A 20292-nucleotide genomic window follows, 5' to 3' on the forward strand; every position below is an offset into this window, starting at 1 on the left:
CGAACTCTAGGGAATTCGCCGGCGACCCGCGCCCGCCCGCCGTGCGGGCGCTCTCTATCCGGAAAGTCTTACCAGGGGTAGAGGTTGACCAGCGGCGGTGCGGCGAATCCGCCCATGCGGTCGACCTCCTGGGCGCGGAGCAGAGCCCGGGTCACCTGGCCGTATTCGCGTTCCTCGTCGGAGCTGAACAGCAGCACCGTCATGCCGCGGTAGTCGCCCCACAGCTCGTATGCCCGCGGGCGCATGCGCTGGCCGAAGGAGACCAGGGTGATCGGCACGAACGCCGCCGCGCCCAGCAGGAGGAAGGCCGTCGGGCTCAGCTGTGCGCCGCTGAAGCTCAGCGCGATGCCGACACTGCCCAGGACCGCGCCGGTGACCAGCACCGACCGCATCGTGAGGCGATCGTGCGGGCCGCGCGCCGTGCGGAGGTTGGACAGGTCGCGGACCGGGAACCGCCGGCCGGCCACCACGAACGCCTCGCTGGTGACGAGGATGCCGGGCTGCCGGTAGAGCGGGGTCGGTGCGGGGCTGGCCGAGGTGACGGGTTGCGGGCGGGTTGCGTTCACGGGGTGCCTCCAGCAGCTCCGTGTTGCGGGCTGAGCCAGTGACGTGCCGTTTCCCGATCGGCCCTCTGGTGAAGGCAGGTCGCGTTGATCCGCGGAGAGCCCGCTGCGGGTGCGGCGGAAAGCTCTACTGCCATTGTGCGAAACGCAAGCTAGAAGAGGGAAGTGCCGCAATCGGCCACCTGGCACATCGGGATGCGGCGGGCGGCGGTGTGGCCAGGTGTTTACCCAGGTTGGCGGCGGTATGCCCCCTCACTCCCGTGAGCGGGACCCGGAAATTGCGACAAAGCGGCCGCCGCGTCCGAGGGACGCGACGGCCGCCGAGGGTGGGTCGTCAGAGCTGTTCGAAGCAGGGCTTGTCGAGCGTGAACGCCTTGGCCGTCGGGCCTTCGAAGAGCGGCCGCACCGGCGTGACACCGGTCGGCGCCGTCGCGTCCACCTTGGAGATCTGCGTCTGCTTGAAGATGCCGCTGGGCCCACCGGCGTAGTTGCCGGCGCCCGTCGGCAGCATGCCCTCGTAGTCGACCGAGGAGAGCTGCTTGACCGCCGCCACCACGCCGGCCCGGGTCAGGTCGCCGTTCGAGTTCGCCTTCTCCAGGGCGGCCTTGATCGGGTACGACCAGATCCAGCCGGACGTGTAGCCGTCGGACGGCGTCTTGCCCGGGAGCGCCTCGCGCATCGCCTTGTGACCCGGCGTGTCGCTGCCCCACGAACCCCACGGCCCGCTCTGCTCGTAGAGCGCGGTCAGCGCCGGACCGGCCGGGCTCTGCAGCAGCGCCGGGTTCCAGGTCGGGCTCGTGCCGATGAACCGGCCCGTGAAGTTGCGGGCCGCCGCACCGCCGACCACCGCGGCCGCGTCGGCCGGGCCCATGGTCAGGATGACCACGTCCGGCTTCTGCTGCAGGATGGCGCCGATCGCGCCCGCCTGCTTGTCGGTGCCGGTGTCGGTCTGCACGGCGCTGAACTGGAAGCCGAGCTTCTCGGAGGCCAGCTTGGCGCCGGCCGCCGCGTCGTCGCCGTAGTCACCGGCCAGGTGCACCGCCATGACCTTCTTCGGCTTGTAGGTCTCGTTGGCGTAGTCCAGCGCGTTCATCGACTCGATGCAGTAGTTGGCGCCCGACTCGATGATCACGTCCTCGAACGCGTACGCCGAGGTCCACGCCGCCGGCGAGCCGACCACGTTGCTGGTCTTCATGTCCGGCAGGATCGCCGCGGTGGTCGGCGAGCCCAGCGTCTGCGCCAGGGCCAGGATGTTGGGCTTGATCTCCTGGTAGACCTGGTTGGTCACCTGCGGGTTGTATTTGTTGTCACGGACGTACTTGGTGACGTCGACCTCGTAGTCGCCGATGCCGCCGTTCTGGTTGACGCGCTTCCAGAACGCCTTCTGCGCATCGGTGATCGGCACCGCCAGCGCCCGGAACGGGCCCTCGGTCAGGTCGGAGATGATCCCGAGATAGATGCAGCCCTTGTCTTTGTTGACGGCTTCGGGGCACGGCTCCGCCGTGACACCGACGTCGGTCTTGACGCCGGACTCCCCGGTCTCCGCCTCGCCGCCTCGGCAACCGCCGAGCGCGACGGCGAGAAGGACGACCGCGGCACCGGATGCCAGTCGCTTCATGCGCACCTCTTAGTAGGAGAAGGGCCAGGACTTCCAGTAGTTGCGCGCGCGGACCCACAGGCCGAAGAGCCCGCGCGGTTCGAAAATCAGGAACACGATGATCAGGACGCCGTAGAGGATCGACTCGACCTGCAGCACGTTGGGTACCTCGTTGGCGTCCGTGCTGATGAACGGGAGGAACGCCTGCAGCTCACGGATGATCCGGGGCAGCAGGGTGATGAAGAACGCCCCCGCGATCGCACCCGAGATGGTGCCGGCGCCGCCGATCAACACCATCGCGATGTATTGCACCGACAGCAGCAGGCTGAACGAGCTCGGGTCGATGAACCCGGTCACCGTGAACAGCAGCGCGCCCGCACAGCCGGCGTAGAAGGACGAGACCGCGAACGCGATCGTCTTGTAACGGGCCAGGTTGACGCCGATCACCCCGGCCGCGATGTCGCGGTCGCGGATCGCCGTGAACGCCCGGCCCACCCGCGACCGGGCCAGGTTGCGGGCCGCGAGCGCGAACACCACCAGCAGGCCCGTCATCACCCAGAACAGCTTCTGGTCGCGGGTCGCGGAGGCCGTCGTGGTGGACAGCGAGTAACCGAAGACCTCCAGCGTCGGCGCGGGTCGCCCCACCCCGACGCCACCGGTCACTGTGGACCATTCGTTGAAGATGTGCTGGCCGATGAAGACCAGGCCGAGCGTGACGATCGCGAGGTAGAGACCGCGCAACCGGGTGGCCAGCGGCGCCACGACGACGCCGAAGAGACCCGCGACCAGCCCGGCGGCCGGCAGCCAGACGAGCATGTCGGTGACGCCCAGGCCGAGCGTCCGCCCGTCGGGGTCGCCGCTGATCACCGAAGCCGTGTAGGCGCCGATGCCCAGGAAGAACGCGTGCCCGAGCGACACCTGACCCGCGTACCCGGTGACGAGGCCCAGCCCGATCGCGCCGATCGCGGCGATGGCGCAGGTGGCCAGCAACTGCAGCTCGGCGTCGGCCAGCATGAAGGGCAGGACCGCGGTGACCGCGAGGAGCACGCCGAACGCGACCTTGCGGGTGGTCGTCGGAAAGAGCCCCATCTCGCTGCCGTACGACGTGAACAGCAGCGGCCTTCCGCGCGGGGCCTTGGTGGCAACCGTCATACCCGTTCGACCTCCCGGGTGCCGAACAGCCCGTAGGGGCGGACGAGCAGGACCAGCAGCATCAGCACGTACGGCGTGATCACCGAGACGTTGCCGCCGAGCCAGGGCATGTTGTTCTGGTAGGTGGCGACGAGCTCCTGCGCGACGCCGACGCCCAGCCCGCCGAGCACGGCGCCGGGCAGCGAGTCGAGCCCGCCGAGGATGATCACCGGCAGGGCGACCAGCGCCGTCAGCCAGAGCGTGCCGTCGAAGCTGCCACCCGCGGCCGCGAACGTGCCGCCGACCGCGGCCAGCGCGCCGGCCAGCGCCCAGCTCAGCGCGAACACCGCGCCGACCGAGACGCCCTGGGCCAGCGCCGCCTCCTGGTCGTCGGCGGCCGCCCGCATCGCCAGGCCCATCCGGCTGAACCGGAAGAACGCGAACAGCGCGGTGACCAGCACGGCCGTGGCCAGGAAGGCCGCGATGTGCCGCTGCTGCACCTGCAACGAGCCGAGGTGCCAGCTGGCCAGGCCCCACGGGTCGTGCACCGTGCGCACGTCGAGGCCGATGAAGATGTTGACGACGACCCGGATGGCGACGTCGACGCCGAGCGTGATGATGGCGACGACGAACGCCGGACGGCCCACCATCGGGCGCACCGCTCCGCGTTCGATGCCGAGCGCCAGCGTCGCCGTCAGCAGCGCGGCCAGCGGCAGCGCGACCCAGAAGCCGAGCGGGCCGGCCAGGTGGCTGACCAGCACGACGCCGGCGAGCATCAGGGCCGGCTGGGCGAAGCTGATCACCCGGGTCGCCTTGTAGATGATGACGAAGCCGAGCGCGAGCAGCGCGTAGACGCTCCCGGTCCCCAGCCCTCGCAGGACTCCTTCGAGAAACGCGGTCATGCCTTGACCCGCGCGGTGTAGATGTCGTCGACCAGGTCGCTGAACAGCTCGGCGACCGCGGAGCGGCGGACCTTCTGGGTCGCGGTCAGCTCGCCGTCCTCGTGGTCGAGCTCCTTGGGCAGCATGCGGAACTCGCGCACCTGCTCGACCGGCGCGTGCCGGCGGTTGACGTCGTCGACGACGGACTGCACCAGCGCGCGCACCTCGGCCTTGTCGGACAGGTCGCGATAGGTGGTGTAGCCGATGCCCTTCCGCTGCGCCCACTCGCCGACGGTGTCCCACTCGATGCCGATCAGGGCACCGAGGAACGGCTTGCGGTCGCCGATCAGGATCGCCTCCTTGACGTACGGCGATGCCTTGAGCGCGTTCTCGATCTCGCTCGGCGCGATGTTCTTGCCGCCCGAGGTGATCATGATGTCCTTGGCCCGGTCGGTGATCCGCAGGTGCGTGCGGCCGTCACCCTCCCACTCCCCCACGTCGCCGGTGCGCAGCCAGCCGTCGTCGGTCTTGGCCCGCGCCGTGGCCGCCGGGTCGTTGTAGTAGCCGACGAACACGCCGGGGTGCCGCAGCTGGATCTCGCCGGTGGCCGGGTCGAGCCGGAGCTCGGTGTCGTCCTCGGGCTCGCCGACGGTGCCGAGCCGCACGCGGCGGGGCCGGTTGCCGGTCGCGATCGCCGAGCTCTCGGTCATGCCGTAGACCTCGTACATCGGCACGCCGATGCCCATGAAGAAGCGCAGCACGTCGGGTGCGATCGGGGCGGCGCCGGAGGCCGCGAACCGGACCCGGCCGATGCCGACCCGCTCACGCAGCGCGCGATAGAAGAAGAGCCAACCTATGGCGTACGCCAGCCGGGTGCCCGTGGTGTGCACGCCGCCGGTGCGCACGAGCGTGCCGCCGATCCGGTCGGCCACCTTGAGCCAGAGGCGGGCGTTGGCGCGCTTGATCGGCGACGCGTTGGCCAGCTTGATCTGGACCGTGGCGAGCATCTTCTCCCAGATGCGGGGCACCCCGAACAGGATCGTCGGCTGCACCTCGCGCAGGTTGGCCTGCACGGTGGCGATCGACTCGGCGAAGTTGACCTGGATGCCCGCGCCCGCGTTGAACCAGATCGTGAAGATCCGCTCGGCCACGTGACACAGCGGCAGGTAGGAAACCAGCAGGTCGCGGGGGCCGGGTGGGGCGCCGGCGAAACCGCGGCCGGCGCTGATCGTGCGTACCGCGAAGTCCACATTGGCCACCGACAGCATCGCGCCCTTGGGCGGACCCGTGGTGCCCGAGGTGTAGATCAGCGTCGCGATGTCGTCGGGGGTCGCGGTGGCCATCAGGTCGGCGACCGCGTCCGGGTGCGCGGCGCGGTGCTCGCGGCCGAGGGCCAGCAGGTCGTCCCAGCCGAGCAGCGCCGGGTGGTCGTAGCGGTGCCGGATGCCCCGCGGCTCCAGGTAGATCACCCGTTGCAGGTCGGGGCAGCCGCCGATCACCTCGAGCGCCTTGTCGACCTGCTCCTGGTCTTCGGCGACCAGCACCTTGGCGCCCGAGTGGGCGAGCAGGTAGCCGACCTCGGGCGCGGGGTTGGTCGGGTAGAGGCCGACCGTCATCGCCCGCACCGCCACGGTGGCGATGTCGGTGAACAGCCACTCGGGGCGGTTGTCGGCGTGCACCGCGACCCGGTCGCCGGGCTCGATGCCGAGGGCCAGCAGGCCGTGCGCCACGGTCAGCGCCTGGTCCCAGTAGTCGGACCAGGTGTATTGCCGCCAGATGCCGTGGTGCTTCTCGCGCATCGCGACGCCCTGCGGCGTCTCGGCCGCCCGGTCGCGGATGCGCGACGCGATCGTGGTCACCGTGTCGGTGCGGGCCGGTGCGATCGTCATGCCCGCTCCACCTCCCCCAGGTAGGCGCGGATCACGTCGGGGTCGTGCTGGATCTCGGCGGGGACGCCGGTGGCGACGGGCCGGCCGAAGTCGACGACCATCACCCGGTCGGCCAGGTCCATGACCAGGCCCATGTCGTGCTCGACCAGCAGGATCGGGATGTCGAGCTCGTCGCGGATGTCGAGGATGTAGCGGGCCATGTCCTCGGTCTCCTCGACGTTCATGCCGCCCACCGGCTCGTCGAGGAGGAGCAGCTTGGGCTCCATGGCCAGGGCCCGGCCCAGCTCGACCCGCTTCTGCACGCCGTAGGGCAGCAGGCCGACCGGCAGCCGGCGCCACTGCTCGAGCTCGAGGAAGTCGATGATGTCCTCGACCCGCTCGCGCGCCGCGACCTCGGCCCGGCGCGCCTTGCCCACCCAGGCCAGGGCGGCCAGCGTCCCGTAGCCGATGTGGTGGTGGCGCCCGAGCATCAGGTTGTCGAGCACGGTGAGGTTGGCGAACAGCTCGACGTTCTGGAAGGTGCGGGCCATGCCGCGGGCGGCGATCTGGTGCGGCCGGCGGCCCACGAGGTCCGTGCCGTCGAAGAGCACGCGGCCGCGCTGCGGGCGGTAGACCCCGGAGAGCACGTTGAAGATCGAGGTCTTGCCGGCGCCGTTGGGCCCGATGATCGCGAACAGCTCACGGGCGCCGACGGTGAAGCTGATGCCGTCGATCGCCTTGACGCCCGCGAAGCTGAGGTGCACGTCGTCAAAGACGAGAATGTCTTCGCTCATGACAACCACCGCTTGCGCCGCTTGTAGTGCTTGACCTCGCGGAACGAGCGGCGCGCCGTGCCGGTGTCGGCGGCGCCGAGGCCGAGGTAGAACTCGCGCACGTCGTCGTCGGCCAGCAGCCGGTCGGCGGGCTTGTCGAGGACGACCTTGCCGGTCTCCAGCACGTAGCCGTGGCTCGCGATCGACAGCGCCATCGCCGCGTTCTGCTCGACGAGCAGCACCGCCGTGCCCGACTTGTTGATCTCGACGATGATCTCGCGGACCTGGTCGACCAGGCGCGGCGCGAGACCGAGGCTCGGCTCGTCGAGCAACAGGTAGCGAGGTTTCGCCATCAGCGCCCGCCCCATCGCGAGCATCTGCTGTTCACCTCCGGACAGGTAGCCGGCCACCTTGCGGCGACGCTCCTTGAGCACGGGGAACAGGCCGTAGACGTGGTCGAGCCGCGCACCCACCGCGCCCGGGTTGGTGTGGCCGCCGACCCGGAGGTTGTCCTCCACGCTCAGCTCGCCGAAGATCCGGCGGGCCTCCATCACCTGGCTGATGCCGCGCCGCACGATCGCGGCGGGGCGCAGGCCGTGGATGGGTTGGCCGTCGAGGGTCACCGAGCCTTTGGTCACCGCGCCGTCGTGGACGTCGAGCAGTCCGGTCAGGGCGCGCAGCAGTGTCGTCTTGCCCGCTCCGTTGGCGCCGAGCAGGGCGACGACGGCGCCGCTCGGGACGTCGAGCGAGACACCGCGTAACACAAGCATCACGTCGTCGTAGACGACCTCGAGATTTCGGACTTGCAGCACCGGGGGCGCCCCACTTATGCGGTCAGGCTGGCATGCGGAGATGGTCAGGTGTGGCCTGGGTCACAAGGTGAAACACATTTAACTACGTGGTAACCCGGCGTCGCTAGAGCTGCGACCAAGATTTTTGCACTGCCAATGAAATTTCTTTTGCCCACGGCGTGAGGTGTCCCGCTTTCGGCGCGGATCATTGCCTCGAAAGCCGCAGTTCGCCCCCGCTCGGCTTTGTGCTGGTGGGGCGCGGGGTTACGGTGAGGCGCCGGTGTGGTCCTCAGCCATCCCCCCGGGTGGCTCCGCGCCGGTGCCGCCGAATCGCCGGCCCGTGCCGCGCCCGTCCCCCGGGCGCCCAGACGACCCGGGCCCACGCTGGCGAATCGGGGACCCGACGGAGCACTGGGGTGAATCCGCACCGCGGTAGGGCGTCCTTCTCGTCCGAACCCGACAGCTAACCCGGTAGGCGGCTGCGGAAGAAGGGTCTGCCCTTTGTCGTCAGCACGGATGTCGCTGCGTGCGCTCGTGCTGGTCGCCATGGCGGTAGTCGTCGCGGTGCCCGCGGGCGCCGCGTCGGCCGAACCGTCGGCCAGCGAGCTCACCGCGAAGATCAACAAGTCCTCCGCCGAGCTGGAGAAGGTCGTCGAGGCCTACAACAAGCTCAACGAGGAGACGAAGGCAACCAAGAAGCAGGCGGGCCAGGTGGCCGACCGGCTGGGCCCGCTGCAGCAGCAGCTCGACGCGGCCCAGGCGGACGTCGGTGACATCGCCGTCGCGGCCTACCAGACCGGCCGGCTCGGCCCGGCCAGCGCTCTGCTGGCGGGTGGCGACGACATGCTGGACCGGATGGCGGCGCTGGACTCGCTGGCGCGGGAGCGCCAGACCCAGATCGACGCGTTCCGGAGCACCCGCGAGCAGCTCACGAGCGACCAGCAACGGCTGGCCACGGCCCGGGCGCAGCAGGACGCGCAGGCCAAGGAGCTGCAGGCCCGCAAGAAGAAGATCGAGAACGACCTCGACAAGTTGTACGACCTGCGCAGGCAGGCCTACGGCTCCTCGACGTCGAGCGGCTCATCCTATTCGGGGAAGATCCCGTCGGTCTCCGGCAAGGCGGGTGTCGCGGTCCGGTACGCGTACAACGCGATCGGGACGCCCTATGTCTGGGCCGCCGAAGGACCCAACGGTTACGACTGTTCGGGCCTGACGCTGGCCGCCTGGCGCGCGGCGGGCAAGACGCTGCCGCACAACGCCGCGATGCAATGGGACAAGGTCGCCCACATCTCGCGGAGCCAGCTGGCCGCCGGTGACCTGGTCTTCTATTCGGGGCTGGGGCACGTCGCCCTGTATGTCGGCGGCGGCCAGGTGATCCACGCGCCCACGTTCGGCGAGTCGGTGAAGCTGGCCTCAGTGGACATGATGTCGCCCTACGGCTACGGCCGCGTGCGCTGATCGACCACCCGCATGGGGAGGACCGGTTCGGTCCTCCCCATGCGTCGGTCACCGCGTCAAACGGTCAGGCCCGGACCGGGGTCGGGGTCTCGCACCACGGCAGGGCCGTGCGGGTGACGTAGGCCCACCAGCCGATGTGGCGGCCGTAGCGGGCGCGTAGCTCGTCGGGTGTCGGCGGTGGCGCGCCGTAGACCTGCTCGGCGGCCAGCCGGAACGGGCGCATCTCGAGCGGAACCTCGTCGGGCCGGCCCAGGCCGCGCAGCAGCAGCGCGTCGGCGGTGAACGGGCCCACGCCCGGCAGGGCCAGCAGCGCCGCGCGGGCGTTGGCGTGGGGCGCCGCGCGCAGCCACGTCTCCCCCAGCCCCGCCACGCCGGCGGCCACCTCGCGGACGCGGGCCGCGCGTTGGGCGTTGCCCGTGTAGGCCAGCAATCGGTCGTCGCTCAGGCCGGCCACCACGTCGAGGGCGGGGAACGCGCGGTAGACCACGTCGTCGACCACCATGGACGGGCCGAGGTCGGCCGCCATGCGTCGGCGGCGGGCGCCGGCGAACCACTCGGTGCTGCGGTGGGTGAGCGTGAAGTAGACCGTCGCCTCGGCCAGGGACGGGAAGCGCACCTGGTGGAGGCCCCGGGCGACGCGGAGCAGCGGCGCCATCGCCGGGTCGGCCTCGGCGACCGCGTGGAAACCGGTCAGGTCGTCACGCAGGCCGAGCCAGTCGGCGACGGCCCGCTCGACCGCGGTGGCCTCGTCGGGCGTCAGCGCCGAGGCGGCGTGCACCGCCAGCCGCACGCCGCCGGAGGCGTCGGCCCCGACCTCGGCCACCACGGCCGCCCCCGCGGCGGCCCTGGCGGCGTCGGGATGGGCGAACGCCCGCCGCACCCAGCCGTCGGCGATGCGGTGGTCGCCCGCCATGGGCGTGAAGCCCTCGAGCGCGCGGACGCTGAGGGCGAACTCGTAGACCGGAGCGGCCGGCAGGACCGCCCGATGAACCACGGAAGGTGTCATGGGTGAAGGCTCCCGCGGGGGTACGACAAGAACGGCTGGCGTCCCCCTATCGGACGCCAGCCGTTCGTCGCACTTGTATACCCGCCGTTACGCGGCCTGCAGACCCTCCGCACGGGCCAACTCGCGCAGCCGGCCGAGCGCCTGGATCTCGAGCTGGCGGATCCGCTCCCGGGAGAGCGAGAACCGCGACGCCACCTCGGTCAGCGAGTGCTCGCGACCGTCCTCGAGGCCGTAGCGCGCCCGCATGATGCCGGCCGACCGGTCGTCGAGGTGGTTGAGCAGGCTCTCGATGCGCTGCCGCTCGAGCGTCGACAGGACCACGTCCTCCGGCGACGGCGCGTCGTTGTCGGCGACCAGGTCGCCGAGGTTGGTGTCGCCGTCGTCGCCGACCGGGGTGTCCAGCGACACCGTGTCCTGCGACCAGCGGACCAGCTCGTGGACCCGCTCGACCGGCACGCCGAGCGCCGCCGCGATCTGCTCGGGCTCCGGGTCGGAACCGAGCTCGCGGGTGAGCTGGCGGGCGACGTTGCGCATCCGGTTGACGTCTTCCACGAGGTGCACCGGCAGTCGCACGGTGCGCTCCTGCTGCGCGATGGCCCGGCTGATCGCCTGCCGGATCCACCACGTCGCGTACGTGGAGAACTTGAAGCCGCGCTCGTAGTCGAACTTCTCGACGGCGCGGACCAGGCCCGTGTTGCCCTCCTGGATCAGGTCGAGCATCGGCATGCCGGACCGCACGTAGCGCCGTGCGATCGACACCACGAGCCGCAGGTTGGCGCGGATGAACAGGTCCTTGGCCCGGTCACCCTCGACGACCAGCTGCTTGAGCTCCTCGCGCTCCACTCCGGACGGGATCTTGTCCTCGTCGAGAAGGTATTCCGCGTAGAGGCCGGCCTCGATCGACTTGGAGAGCTCCACCTCCCGGGCCGCGTCGAGCAACGGCGTGCGGGAGATCTCGTGCAGGTAGACGCCGACCAGGTCGCGCTCTTCGGCGACCTCGTCCGTGCGCATCACGATGTTGTTCTCCACGTTGCCCACTGTCCCCTCGGTTACCCCAACGTTCTCGTGCTTCACACCGACCTGCCCCTCCCCGGTAACTCGCGAGGTGCCTCATCGGTGCTGACACCTACACAACAGTTGAGACGCTCCAGGGATTCCGTCTTGCGAGTCGAAACTGTCACGAATGCCTGAGTGGTTCCTGAGAGTGAGTGTCATATTCACTCTGCCAACTCTCAGGGATCTGAAGATCGGGTCGCGGGCCTGCCGCCGTTGGCCATCCGCGCGCCCTATTTATCACACCATTTCCCGCATTGCCGCCGCAGCGACGCAGGCCACTGAGCGCATGGGATTCGCGTCACTGCGTAGTGATACGCACCACAGAGCGCCCTGGTTCACGCCCGAAACAGCTCAGCCGAGCAGTGCGAGCGCTTCCCTGACCCGCTCGTTGGAACGCGCGAGGGCCGCCCGGGCTTCCGGAACGGCGGCGCCTGAGACCAGAGACACCAGTGCGGTCTTGAGATCGCCGGCCGCCGCGGTCAGCGCCCGCGTGCAGTCGGGTTCCGGACAGCCGGTCGCCTCCATCAGGATGGAGATCATCCGGCCGCGCAGCTTCGCGTTGGTGGCGGACAGGTCGATCATCAGGTTCGAGTAGACCCGGCCGAGGCGCACCATCACGGTCGTCGAGAACGCGTGCAACACCAGTTTCTGCGCGCTGGCGGCCTTCATCCGGGTCGAGCCGGTGACCACCTCGGGCCCGGTGTCGAGGCCGATGAACAGGTCGACCTCGGCGGCCGCGGCGGCGTGCGGGTCGGCCGCCACGAGCGCGGTCCGCGCCCCGAGTGACCGGGCCTCCCGCAGGGCGCCCAACACATAGGGCGTGCGCCCGGAGGCCGCGAGGCCCATCACCAGGTCGCCGGGGCGCACGCAGTCGCGCGCCTCCGCGGCGCCACCGAGGACGTCGTCCTCGGCGTCCTCGATCGCGCCCCACATGGCGTCGCGCCCGCCGGCCAGGTGCGGGCAGAACCAGTCGACCGGCGACCCGAACGTCGGTGGCAGCTCGGCCGCGTCGACCACGCCGACCCGACCCGACGTGCCGGCGCCGAAGTAGTGCACACGGCCGCCGGCGCCCAGCGCCTCGACCGCGAAGTCCACCGCGGCCACGACGGGGTCGAGCACGTCGGCCACCGCGCCCGGCACGGCCTGGTCGGCCTCGTTGATCAGCTTCAGCACGTCCCGGGTCGGCAGCAGATCGAGGTCGTACGAGGCCGGGTTGCGGCGTTCGGTCGGGGCCGCGACGCGGACCACCTCGGGTCCGCTCACCCGCGCCGCCGCGCGACCCGGCGGGACCGCACCGCCTCCGCGGTGACCTCCAGTGCCTTTCTGGCCTTGACTCTGTTGCGGGCGGCGACGCCGACGAAGAGACAGTCGACGACGGTGAGCTGGGCCAGCCGGCTGGCGGTGGCGCCGGCGCGGTAGGTCGTCTCCCGGGCGGCCGTGGTCAGCACGTGGTCGGCGACGTCGGCGATCGGCGACCGCGGGAAGTTGGTCAGCGCGACCGTCGTGGCGCCCCGGGAACGGGCCTCCTCCAGCACGTCGAGCACGTCGCCGGTGGTGCCGGTGTGCGAGATGCCCATCGCCACGTCGCCCTTGCCGAGCAGGGCCGCCGAGGTGAGCGCGGAGTGCACGTCGGGCCAGTAGTAGGCGGTGCGGCCGATCCGGTGCAGCTTCTGCTGGAAGTCGGAGGCGACGAAGCCGCTCGCGCCGGCGCCGTAGATCTCGATGCGGCTCGCCGAGTTGAGCGCCTCGACGACGGCCTCGCAGACCTCGGGGTCGAGTTGCTGCGCGGTCTCCTCGACGGCTCGGGCGTCGTTGAACGCGATCGTGGCGATGATCTGCGTGAGGTCGGCGCCGGGCGGGATGTCGCCGCCGACCACCCGGGCGTCGACCGGCTCGACCCGCCGGGCGGCTTCAGCGGCGAGGCGGATCCGCAGCTGGGGGTAGCCTTCGAGGCCGACGGACCGGCAGAACCGGATGACGGTCGCCTCGGAGGTCTCGGCGGCGGTCGCCAGGTCGGTGATGGTGCGCCGGGCCGCGTCGGCCGGGTCGGCCACCACCAGCCGGGCGACCCGCTGCTCGGCGGGAGACAGCGCCGGGAGCAGGCCACTGATCTGCACGATCAGGCCCGGCTCGGGCATCGCAGAAACCTTCGCTGTCTTCGCCACGCATGAAACTTACTTTCACGCGCCGAGCGCCGTCAACTACCCGTCGTGTGCGCCTCCGCCCGACCTGGCGTGCCAGTCGCGCAGCACGGCCGCTTCGTCGTCGACGGTCAGTCCGCCCGCCTTCACCTGGTCGGGCGCGGACTCCATCCAGTGGGCGGTACGCAGGGCGGTCTCGGCAATCGGACGCGCCGCCAGACCGGCCTCCACCGAGCGGGTCGTGTCCCTGGTCAGGAAGCCGCCGTATTCGGGCAACGGCAGCCAGAGCGGCAGTGCCCGCTCGCCCGACCACGGCCGCACGTCGTGCTCCACCAGGAAATCCTGGTCGACCCAGGTGAGCGTCGTGCCGGCGGGCGCGAGCGCGTCCCGCAGCTCGGTCAGGAACCGCTCACGGGACATGGGCAGACCCATCCCGTCGTACGCGCCGGCGAGCCCCGTGACGCCGGCCAGCAGCAGCCACTCGGCCAGGTCGTCGACGTCGACGAACTGCACCGACTCGTCCGGCGCGCCCGGCGCCAGCACCTCGCCGCCCCGGCGCATCCGAGCCACCCAGTAGGGGAACCGGTCGCTGCGGTCCTCGGGCCCCACGATCAGCCCGGCCCGGCAGATGAACACCCGCTCGGCGCCGATCCCGTCGCGGATCGCGTTCTCGCAGGCCACCTTGCACGGCCCGTACATGTCCATCTGGCCGTCGCGCGGGTTGTCGACCTCCGGCGGGGCCGGGTCGTGCAGCTTGGCGGTGTCGGCGCGCTGGCCCGGCGTCGCGTCGTCCGGATAGACGTTGCACGTCGACACGAACGAGTAGTGGCCGACGCGGCCGGCCAGTGCGGCGGCCGCGTTGCGGGCGTGGCTGGGCCGCAGCGTGACGTCGACCACGGCGTCGAAGGTTTCACCGTCCACAGCGGACAGACCGTCGGGCTCGTCGCGGTCGCCGGTCACGAACCGCACCCCCTCGATCGTGCCGCCGGACTCGCCACGGGCCAGACAGGTCACGTCGTGGCCGGCGGCCTGGGCGCGCCGGGCCACGGCGCGGCCGAGGAAGACAGTTCCACCGAGTACGAGTAGTCGCATCGCCCGATCATCCGGGGGGCGTGGCGCGGCTGAACAGAGGCTTTCACTGACAGCGGAACCGTTAGGTTGAGACCATGACTGGTCGGACCGTGGTGGTGACGGGTGCGCACGGCGGGCTCGGCGGCGCCGTCGTCGAGGAGTTCGTCGACGCCGGCTGGCGGGTGGTCGCCCCGGTCCGCACCCCGATGGCCACCGCGCGGCCCGAGGTGGTCGAGGTGGCCGCCGACCTCACCGATCCCGCCGCCGTCAAGGACGCGGTCGACCGGGCCGCGGCCGACCCCGACGCGCCGCTGCGGGCGGTGGTCAACCTCGTCGGCGGCTACGGCGGCGGCACGCTCGTCCACGAGACGCCCGTCGAAGAGGTCGAGCGGCTGCTGGCGCTCAACGTCCGGCCCACTTTCCTGGTCACCCAGGCCGCCCTGCCGCACCTGCTGCGCGACGGCGGCGCGGTGGTCTGCCTCGCCGCCCGGGCCGCCCTGGCGCCGTTCGCCACCGGCAGCGCGTACGCCCTGTCCAAGGCGGCCGTCCTGGCGTTCTCCAACGGGGTCGCGGCCGACTACAAGAACCGCGGGGTGCGCAGCAACACGATTCTGCCCAGCGTGATCGACACCCCGTTCAACCGCCGCGAGCAGCCTGACGCCGACTTCAGCAAGTGGGTCGCGCCGGCCGAGATCGCCCCGGTGATCAGGTTCCTGGCGAGCGACGAGTCGGCGCCGACGAGCGGGGCGGCGATTCCGGTCTACGGGCGGGCGTGACCGGCCCGTCGGGGTCCAGGTCCGGCGGCAGGTGCACCGGCGGCAGCCACGGCCGCAGCGCGGCCAACACGGCGGTGGTCACCTCGTCGGGCGCGCCACCCGCGTCGACGACCAGGAACCGCGGCGACTCGGGCAGCGACCGGAAGGCGGCGTCGGCGGCGCTCAGATAGGCCAGGCTCTCGTGGTCGGTGCCGCGGGCCTCGATCCGGCGGTACGCGTCGCGCGGGTCGACGGCCAGCAGCACGGTCACGTCCGGCGCGGGAAACAGCGCGTAGGCCAGCCGGGCCAGCCACTCGCCCCGGCCACCCGCGTGCGCCCGGATGCTCACGTACTGGTCGACGGCGTGCCGGTCCATCACCGCGATGTCGCGGGCGAAGGCGGAGCGCAGGGTGGTGCGGGCGATCGCCAGCCAGCGCAGCACCGACTCGACCCAGAGCATCCCGACGCGGCCGAAGAGCGCCGGCCCGTCGGCCCGCCCGAGCCGCCGCGCGAGGTGGCCGAACCAGGCCCGGCCGCCGGCGTTCTGGCGGTAGACGGCCGGCACACCCGCGTCGCCGAGCACCATCGCGAGCCGGTTGGCCTGGGTGGTCTTGCCGGAACCGTCGATGCCGACCAGCGCCACCGTGCGCAGCCGCGCGCCGGCCACCGGCCTGCCATCACCCGCCATGCCGGACAACGGTAGCGGGCCGGGTCACCACCGGGGTAGTAAGGGGATGAACCGGTTGGAATCACCCTCGTTACAGGTGTGAGCCCCGGAACCCACGGGTACGGGGATGGTTCCTGACACGACGGGAGAGGCGATATGGCTTCGCACGGGGACGATTCGCTGCTGCTGACCCTGAAGCGGGTCGCCGCCGTCCTCAAACAGTCCGAGATCCCGTTCGCGTTGGCCGGCAGCTTCGCCGTCTACGCGCACGGCGGCCACTCCAGCGACCACGACGTCGACTTCCTCATCAAGGAGGAGGACGCCGAGCGGGCCCTGGCGGCCCTCGTCGAGGCCGGCTTCACCGCCGAGCGGCCGCCGGAGGACTGGCTGGTCAAGGTCTACGACGAGGACGGTCACCTGGTCGACCTGATCCACCGGCCGATCGAGAGCCCGGTCACCGACGAGACGTTCGGCGACACCGTGACCCGCACGGTCGACGCCATCCAGATGCCGGTGGTCTCCGCGACCAGGTTGATGGAGCACAAGCTGCTCAGCTTCTCCCAGCACTACTGCGACTTCGCCCGGGGCCTGCCGCTGGCGCGGTCCCTGCGCGAGCAGATCGACTGGGACCGGGTGCGCAAGGAGACCGCGCAGTCGCCCTACGCGGAGGCGTTCCTGGTGCTGCTCGACCGGCTCGACGTCGTGCCGTACCCCGGCTACCGGAGGGACTCATGAACGACTACACGGAGGCCGAGGTGCAGCGCGCCCTGGCCGAGGATCTCGGCGTGGCCGAGCAGGGCATCACGGTCGTCCGCTCGGACGCCGGCCTGGTGCTCTGCGGCGAGGTGGAGAGCCCGCGGCGGCGGGAGGAGATCGTGCGCCTCGTGCGGGAACGGTTCCCGGGCATCGACATCGCGGCCGACATCGGGGTGACCCGGGCGGCCGCGCCGACCGAGGCGGAGGAGCTCGCGTGATCAGGATCGCTGCCGTCGGCGACGTGCACATCGACCGGGACGTGCTGGGCCGGTTCCGGCCGGCGCTGGAGGAGCTGCCCGACCGGGCCGACGTGCTGCTGCTCGCCGGCGACCTGACCCGGCACGGCACCGAGGCGGAGGCCAAGTGCGTGGCCACCGAGTTCGGCGGGCTGGGCGTACCCGTGATCGCCGTGCTCGGCAACCACGACCACCACTGCGACGAGGTGCCGGGCGTGCTGTCCGCCCTGACGGACGCCGGCATCACGGTGTTGGAGGGCGACAGCACGGTGGTCGACGTCGACGGGGTGCGGCTGGGCGTGGCCGGCGTCAAGGGGTTCGGCGGCGGCTTCGCCGGCCGCTGCGCCAGCGAGTTCGGCGAGCCCGAGATGAAGGCCTTCGTGCGCACGACGGGCGCGGTCGCCGAGCGGCTCGGCGCGGCGCTGCGCGACCTGGAGTGCGACGTGCGGGTGGCGCTGACCCACTACGCCCCGGTGCCGGACACGCTCGCCGGCGAACCGCTGGAGATCTATCCGTTCCTCGGGTCCTACCTGCTCGGCCAGGCGATCGACTCGGCGCCGACCGCGCTGGCGATCCACGGGCACGCGCACCACGGCACCGAGCGCGGGCGCACGCCGGGCGGTGTCCGGGTGCGCAACGTCGCCCATCCCGTCATCAAACAGGCGTACAGCGTGTTCAACCTCGCGGCGGAAAGCGTTTCCCCGTCGGCGGCATCGGGTATTTGATCAGCATGGACCTACTGCTTTGGATCCTCGCCGTGATCCTCGTCGTCGCCGGCATCTTCGCGCTGTTCCGGCGTCAGCTCCTCTGGGGCATCGTGCTCATCATCGTCGGCCTGCTGGTCGGCCCCGGCGGCGTCAGCATCTTCAATTGACGCCACGGCCTCCGGGCCGGTGACGCCGGCCCACGTCTCCATCCCTCCGATCCCGCCGGGGTCGTCACCGCGGTCCACACCGAGTGGACCCCGGTGACGGCCCCGGCGGCCGTTTGTGCCGCGCGTGATTAGCCGGACACTCTGTGCGTTAGTTTTTCGGGCGGCCGTGGGGGGATGGCCGGGTGGCCGAGATTCATCACTTCGCACATGGCGCCTTCAACCCGGTGGCGGCGTTCCTGCTGTCGTTCATCGGCTGTCTGCTCGGGCTGGTCTGCACCGCCCGGGCGCGGGCGACCCGGCAGCGCGGCCGCCGGGCGCGCTGGCTCGTGCTCGCCGCGATCGCGATCGGCGGCGCCGGCATCTGGCTGATGCACTTCATGGCGATCCTCGGGTTCGCCGTGCCGGCCAGTCCGTTGCGCTTCGACCCCTACCTCACCATGTCCAGCCTGGCGCTGTCGGTGCTCACCGTCGGCGGCGGGCTGTTCATCGTCGGCTTCGGCCGGCGCCGGACCCTCCGGGTGCTCGGCGGTGGCGTGGTGACCGGCCTCGGCGTGGTCGCCATGCACTACACCGGCATGCTCGCCATGCGGGTCTACGGCACGATCAACTACAACCCGCGGCTGGTGCTCGCGTCGGTCGGCGTGGCCGTGGTGGCCGCGACCGTCGCCCTCTGGTTCACCGTCACCGTCGGCAGCTGGAGCCGCATCGCGATCGCCTCGGTCGTGATGGCGCTGGCCGTCTGCGGCATGCACTACACCGGCATGGCCGCGATCCAGGTCCGGCTGCACGAGTCGGGCATCCACCACGTCCAGGGCGTCAACCCGATGCAACTGCTCGTGCCCATCGTGCTCATCACCTCGGCGGCGCTGATCGGCATGGCGTTCAGCGGCCTCAAGGCGATGACCGAGGAGGAGTTCGCCGCTCCGCCCATCCCGTCGCCGGGCGGCGGCCGCCACGGCGAAACCCCGTTCACCGTCGCCCTGCGGCCTGGCGGCGACACGTTCTAGTCGCCCCGTTGTCGTTATCGACCGGCTAAATGCCCGCCTGGAGCGTTTCCAGGCGGGCATGCCGTATTTGTCGAGGTCACAACCGTACATTTCTCTCTGTAGGTTTCTCGATTGTTACATCGTCGTGCCTTCCACGATCTGGACGGACTTCCGTGCAAGCGCTTGCATGTGAACACGCCCACATTCGACACCGGCACCGGGCCAGCGCGCCCGCGACCGCCGGCAAGGAAGGAGGACGGCATGGCGGTCTCTTCCAGACCTCGCCAAGCCCTCGTGCTCGCCACCACCCTGGCGCTCGCACTCAGCGCGGCCGCGTGCAGCGGCGACGAAGGTGGCGACAGCGGCAGCGGCAGCTCGGCTGACTGCGCCGCCTACGACGCCTACACCGGCAACGACGGCACCACCGTTTCCATTTACGCATCCATCCGTGACGCCGAGGCCGACCTCCTCGAGGAGTCCTGGAAGCAGTTCGAGGACTGCACCGGCATCACCATCGAATACGAGGGCAGCGGCGAGTTCGAGGCGCAGCTGCCGGTGCGGGTCGACGGCGGCAACGCCCCCGACATCGCCTTCATCCCGCAGCCGGGCCTGCTCAAGCGCTTCGCCGACGCCGGCAAGCTCAAGGAGGCCTCGGCCGACACCAAGACGATGGCGGAGGCCAACTACTCCAAGGAGTGGCTGGACTACGCGACCGTCGGCGGCAAGTTCTACGGCGCTCCGATGGGCTCCAACGTCAAGTCCTTCGTGTGGTACTCGCCGAAGCTCTTCGCCGAGAAGGGCTGGAAGGTCCCGACCACCTGGGACGAGATGATGCAGCTGACCGACACCATCGCGGCGGCCGGCATCAAGCCCTGGTGCGCGGGCATCGAGTCCGGTGACGCGACCGGCTGGCCGGCCACCGACTGGATCGAGGACGTCATGCTCCGCGACGCCGGTCCCGAGGCCTACGACCAGTGGGTCGAGCACACGATCCCGTTCAACGACCCCAAGGTCGTGTCGGCGGTCGACCGGGTCGGCAAGATCCTGAAGGACCCGAAGTACGTCAACGGCGGCTTCGGTGACGTCAAGAGCATCACGTCGACCTCGTTCCAGGAGGGCGGCACGCCGATCCTCGAGAACAAGTGCGGCATGTACCGGATGGCGTCCTTCTACGCCAACCAGTGGCCCGAGGGCACCAAGGTGGCCGAGGACGGCGACACGTTCGCCTTCTACCTGCCGCCGGTCGACCCCGCCAAGGGCAAGCCGGTGCTCGGCGGTGGCGAGTTCACCGTCGCGTTCGCCGACCGCCCCGAGGTCCAGAAGGTGCAGACCTACCTGGCTTCCGCCGAGGCCGCCAACAACCGGGCCAAGCTCGGCAACTGGGTCTCGGCCAACAAGAAGCTCGAGGTCTCCAACGTCGAGAACCCGATCGACAAGCTGGCCGTGGAGATCCTCCAGGACCAGAGCGCCGTCTTCCGGTTCGACGGTTCCGACCTGATGCCCGCCGCCGTCGGCGCCGGGACGTTCTGGAAGGGCATGGTCGACTGGATCAACGGCAAGAGCACCAGCGAGGTGCTCAACCAGATCGAGGGCTCCTGGCCCAAGTAAGGCGATGACGGTGGCCGGCCCCCTCAGGGGCCGGCCACCGCTTCGGTTCAACCCCCAATTCGTTCCACGCTCGC

The 20292-nt window shown here is 70.8% G+C and carries 21 protein-coding genes and 1 riboswitch; of the genes, 8 read left to right on the forward strand and 13 right to left on the reverse strand.

All coding sequences use genetic code 11. From position 1 onward, the window contains the following. Positions 1-68: 68 nt before the first annotated feature. From O7635_RS00735 to O7635_RS00765, 7 genes are all read right to left on the reverse strand, one after another. Entirely contained in the window at positions 69-566 is a 498-nt protein-coding gene (locus O7635_RS00735; protein ID WP_278078431.1) for a DUF6232 family protein, read from the reverse strand. A gap of 331 nt (positions 567-897) precedes the next feature. Then, entirely contained in the window at positions 898-2181 is a 1284-nt protein-coding gene (locus O7635_RS00740) for an ABC transporter substrate-binding protein (RefSeq protein WP_278078432.1), read from the reverse strand. A gap of 9 nt (positions 2182-2190) precedes the next feature. Next, entirely contained in the window at positions 2191-3312 is a 1122-nt protein-coding gene (locus O7635_RS00745; RefSeq protein ID WP_278078433.1) for a branched-chain amino acid ABC transporter permease, read from the reverse strand. After that, positions 3309-4193 carry a branched-chain amino acid ABC transporter permease gene (locus O7635_RS00750; protein ID WP_278078434.1) on the reverse strand — a complete coding sequence of 295 codons (885 nt, stop codon included), beginning with the start codon at positions 4191-4193 and terminating at the stop codon, positions 3309-3311. The genes O7635_RS00745 and O7635_RS00750 overlap by 4 nt, the downstream gene beginning before the upstream one ends. After that, positions 4190-6061, reverse strand: a complete 1872-nt coding sequence (locus tag O7635_RS00755; protein WP_278078435.1) for an AMP-binding protein — start codon at positions 6059-6061, stop codon at positions 4190-4192. The genes O7635_RS00750 and O7635_RS00755 overlap by 4 nt, the downstream gene beginning before the upstream one ends. Then, on the reverse strand, positions 6058-6834 hold the full coding sequence (locus O7635_RS00760; RefSeq protein ID WP_278078436.1) for an ABC transporter ATP-binding protein: 777 nt from the start codon (positions 6832-6834) through the stop codon (positions 6058-6060). The genes O7635_RS00755 and O7635_RS00760 overlap by 4 nt, the downstream gene beginning before the upstream one ends. Further along, positions 6831-7583, reverse strand: coding sequence for an ABC transporter ATP-binding protein (locus tag O7635_RS00765; RefSeq protein WP_278085339.1), 753 nt, complete (start codon positions 7581-7583; stop codon positions 6831-6833). Before O7635_RS00765 ends, O7635_RS00760 begins: the two co-directional genes overlap by 4 nt. Before the next feature lie 387 nt (positions 7584-7970). Beyond that, a riboswitch (cyclic di-AMP (ydaO/yuaA leader) is annotated at positions 7971-8097 on the forward strand. Between the two features lie 8 nt (positions 8098-8105). Here O7635_RS00765 and O7635_RS00770 point away from each other — a divergent pair. Beyond that, entirely contained in the window at positions 8106-9062 is a 957-nt protein-coding gene (locus O7635_RS00770; RefSeq protein WP_278078437.1) for a C40 family peptidase, read from the forward strand. A gap of 64 nt (positions 9063-9126) precedes the next feature. Here O7635_RS00770 and O7635_RS00775 read toward each other — a convergent pair whose 3' ends face one another. The 5 genes from O7635_RS00775 to O7635_RS00795 form a co-directional block, all read right to left on the reverse strand. Beyond that, the gene (locus tag O7635_RS00775) at positions 9127-10068 is read right to left on the reverse strand and encodes a hypothetical protein (protein ID WP_278078438.1); all 942 of its coding nucleotides are present in this window, start codon (positions 10066-10068) and stop codon (positions 9127-9129) included. A gap of 87 nt (positions 10069-10155) precedes the next feature. Then, on the reverse strand, positions 10156-11106 hold the full coding sequence (locus tag O7635_RS00780) for a sigma-70 family RNA polymerase sigma factor (RefSeq protein WP_278078439.1): 951 nt from the start codon (positions 11104-11106) through the stop codon (positions 10156-10158). A gap of 369 nt (positions 11107-11475) precedes the next feature. Next, entirely contained in the window at positions 11476-12387 is a 912-nt protein-coding gene (locus O7635_RS00785; protein ID WP_278078440.1) for an N-acetylmuramic acid 6-phosphate etherase, read from the reverse strand. Beyond that, on the reverse strand, positions 12384-13289 hold the full coding sequence (locus O7635_RS00790; RefSeq protein WP_278078441.1) for a MurR/RpiR family transcriptional regulator: 906 nt from the start codon (positions 13287-13289) through the stop codon (positions 12384-12386). The genes O7635_RS00785 and O7635_RS00790 overlap by 4 nt, the downstream gene beginning before the upstream one ends. Before the next feature lie 36 nt (positions 13290-13325). After that, complete coding sequence (locus O7635_RS00795) at positions 13326-14357, reverse strand: NAD-dependent epimerase/dehydratase family protein (RefSeq protein ID WP_278078442.1); 1032 nt, start codon at positions 14355-14357, stop codon at positions 13326-13328. Between the two features lie 74 nt (positions 14358-14431). Between O7635_RS00795 and O7635_RS00800 the strand changes: the two genes are divergently transcribed. Continuing rightward, the gene (locus O7635_RS00800; RefSeq protein WP_278078443.1) at positions 14432-15112 is read left to right on the forward strand and encodes an SDR family NAD(P)-dependent oxidoreductase; all 681 of its coding nucleotides are present in this window, start codon (positions 14432-14434) and stop codon (positions 15110-15112) included. Here the strand turns inward: O7635_RS00800 and O7635_RS00805 are convergent. Beyond that, complete coding sequence (locus O7635_RS00805) at positions 15042-15779, reverse strand: dTMP kinase (RefSeq protein WP_278078444.1); 738 nt, start codon at positions 15777-15779, stop codon at positions 15042-15044. The genes O7635_RS00800 and O7635_RS00805 overlap by 71 nt on opposite strands. A 135-nt stretch (positions 15780-15914) precedes the next feature. On the opposite strand from O7635_RS00805, the gene O7635_RS00810 reads away from it, so the two are divergent. From O7635_RS00810 to O7635_RS00835, 6 genes are all read left to right on the forward strand, one after another. Next, positions 15915-16493, forward strand: a complete 579-nt coding sequence (locus tag O7635_RS00810; protein WP_278078445.1) for a nucleotidyltransferase family protein — start codon at positions 15915-15917, stop codon at positions 16491-16493. Continuing rightward, positions 16490-16732: a BON domain-containing protein gene (locus tag O7635_RS00815; protein WP_278078446.1), complete on the forward strand. Its 243-nt coding sequence runs from the start codon at positions 16490-16492 to the stop codon at positions 16730-16732. The genes O7635_RS00810 and O7635_RS00815 overlap by 4 nt, the downstream gene beginning before the upstream one ends. Continuing rightward, positions 16729-17475 (forward strand): metallophosphoesterase, encoded by a 747-nt coding sequence (locus O7635_RS00820; protein WP_278078447.1) that lies wholly within the window; start codon positions 16729-16731, stop codon positions 17473-17475. Before O7635_RS00815 ends, O7635_RS00820 begins: the two co-directional genes overlap by 4 nt. Before the next feature lie 5 nt (positions 17476-17480). Further along, complete coding sequence (locus tag O7635_RS00825; RefSeq protein WP_278078448.1) at positions 17481-17624, forward strand: GPGG-motif small membrane protein; 144 nt, start codon at positions 17481-17483, stop codon at positions 17622-17624. Positions 17625-17806: 182 nt separating this feature from the next. Next, entirely contained in the window at positions 17807-18631 is an 825-nt protein-coding gene (locus O7635_RS00830) for an MHYT domain-containing protein (RefSeq protein ID WP_278078449.1), read from the forward strand. Positions 18632-18871: 240 nt separating this feature from the next. Then, entirely contained in the window at positions 18872-20218 is a 1347-nt protein-coding gene (locus tag O7635_RS00835) for an ABC transporter substrate-binding protein (RefSeq protein WP_278078450.1), read from the forward strand. Positions 20219-20292 lie beyond the last annotated feature (74 nt).

It is taken from the genome of Asanoa sp. WMMD1127 (assembly GCF_029626225.1).
Lineage (GTDB): Bacteria > Actinomycetota > Actinomycetes > Mycobacteriales > Micromonosporaceae > Asanoa.

Coding starts and splice junctions, on each gene's coding strand:
- O7635_RS00740 (WP_278078432.1), bottom strand. CDS start 2,181: ATGAAGCGACTGGCATCCGGTGCCGCGGTCGTCCTTCTCGCCGTCGCG.
- O7635_RS00745 (WP_278078433.1), bottom strand. CDS start 3,312: ATGACGGTTGCCACCAAGGCCCCGCGCGGAAGGCCGCTGCTGTTCACG.
- O7635_RS00750 (WP_278078434.1), bottom strand. CDS start 4,193: ATGACCGCGTTTCTCGAAGGAGTCCTGCGAGGGCTGGGGACCGGGAGC.
- O7635_RS00755 (WP_278078435.1), bottom strand. CDS start 6,061: ATGACGATCGCACCGGCCCGCACCGACACGGTGACCACGATCGCGTCG.
- O7635_RS00760 (WP_278078436.1), bottom strand. CDS start 6,834: ATGAGCGAAGACATTCTCGTCTTTGACGACGTGCACCTCAGCTTCGCG.
- O7635_RS00765 (WP_278085339.1), bottom strand. CDS start 7,583: ATGCTTGTGTTACGCGGTGTCTCGCTCGACGTCCCGAGCGGCGCCGTC.
- O7635_RS00775 (WP_278078438.1), bottom strand. CDS start 10,068: ATGACACCTTCCGTGGTTCATCGGGCGGTCCTGCCGGCCGCTCCGGTC.
- O7635_RS00795 (WP_278078442.1), bottom strand. CDS start 14,357: ATGCGACTACTCGTACTCGGTGGAACTGTCTTCCTCGGCCGCGCCGTG.
- O7635_RS00800 (WP_278078443.1), top strand. CDS start 14,432: ATGACTGGTCGGACCGTGGTGGTGACGGGTGCGCACGGCGGGCTCGGC.
- O7635_RS00805 (WP_278078444.1), bottom strand. CDS start 15,779: ATGGCGGGTGATGGCAGGCCGGTGGCCGGCGCGCGGCTGCGCACGGTG.
- O7635_RS00810 (WP_278078445.1), top strand. CDS start 15,915: ATGGCTTCGCACGGGGACGATTCGCTGCTGCTGACCCTGAAGCGGGTC.
- O7635_RS00815 (WP_278078446.1), top strand. CDS start 16,490: ATGAACGACTACACGGAGGCCGAGGTGCAGCGCGCCCTGGCCGAGGAT.
- O7635_RS00825 (WP_278078448.1), top strand. CDS start 17,481: ATGGACCTACTGCTTTGGATCCTCGCCGTGATCCTCGTCGTCGCCGGC.
- O7635_RS00835 (WP_278078450.1), top strand. CDS start 18,872: ATGGCGGTCTCTTCCAGACCTCGCCAAGCCCTCGTGCTCGCCACCACC.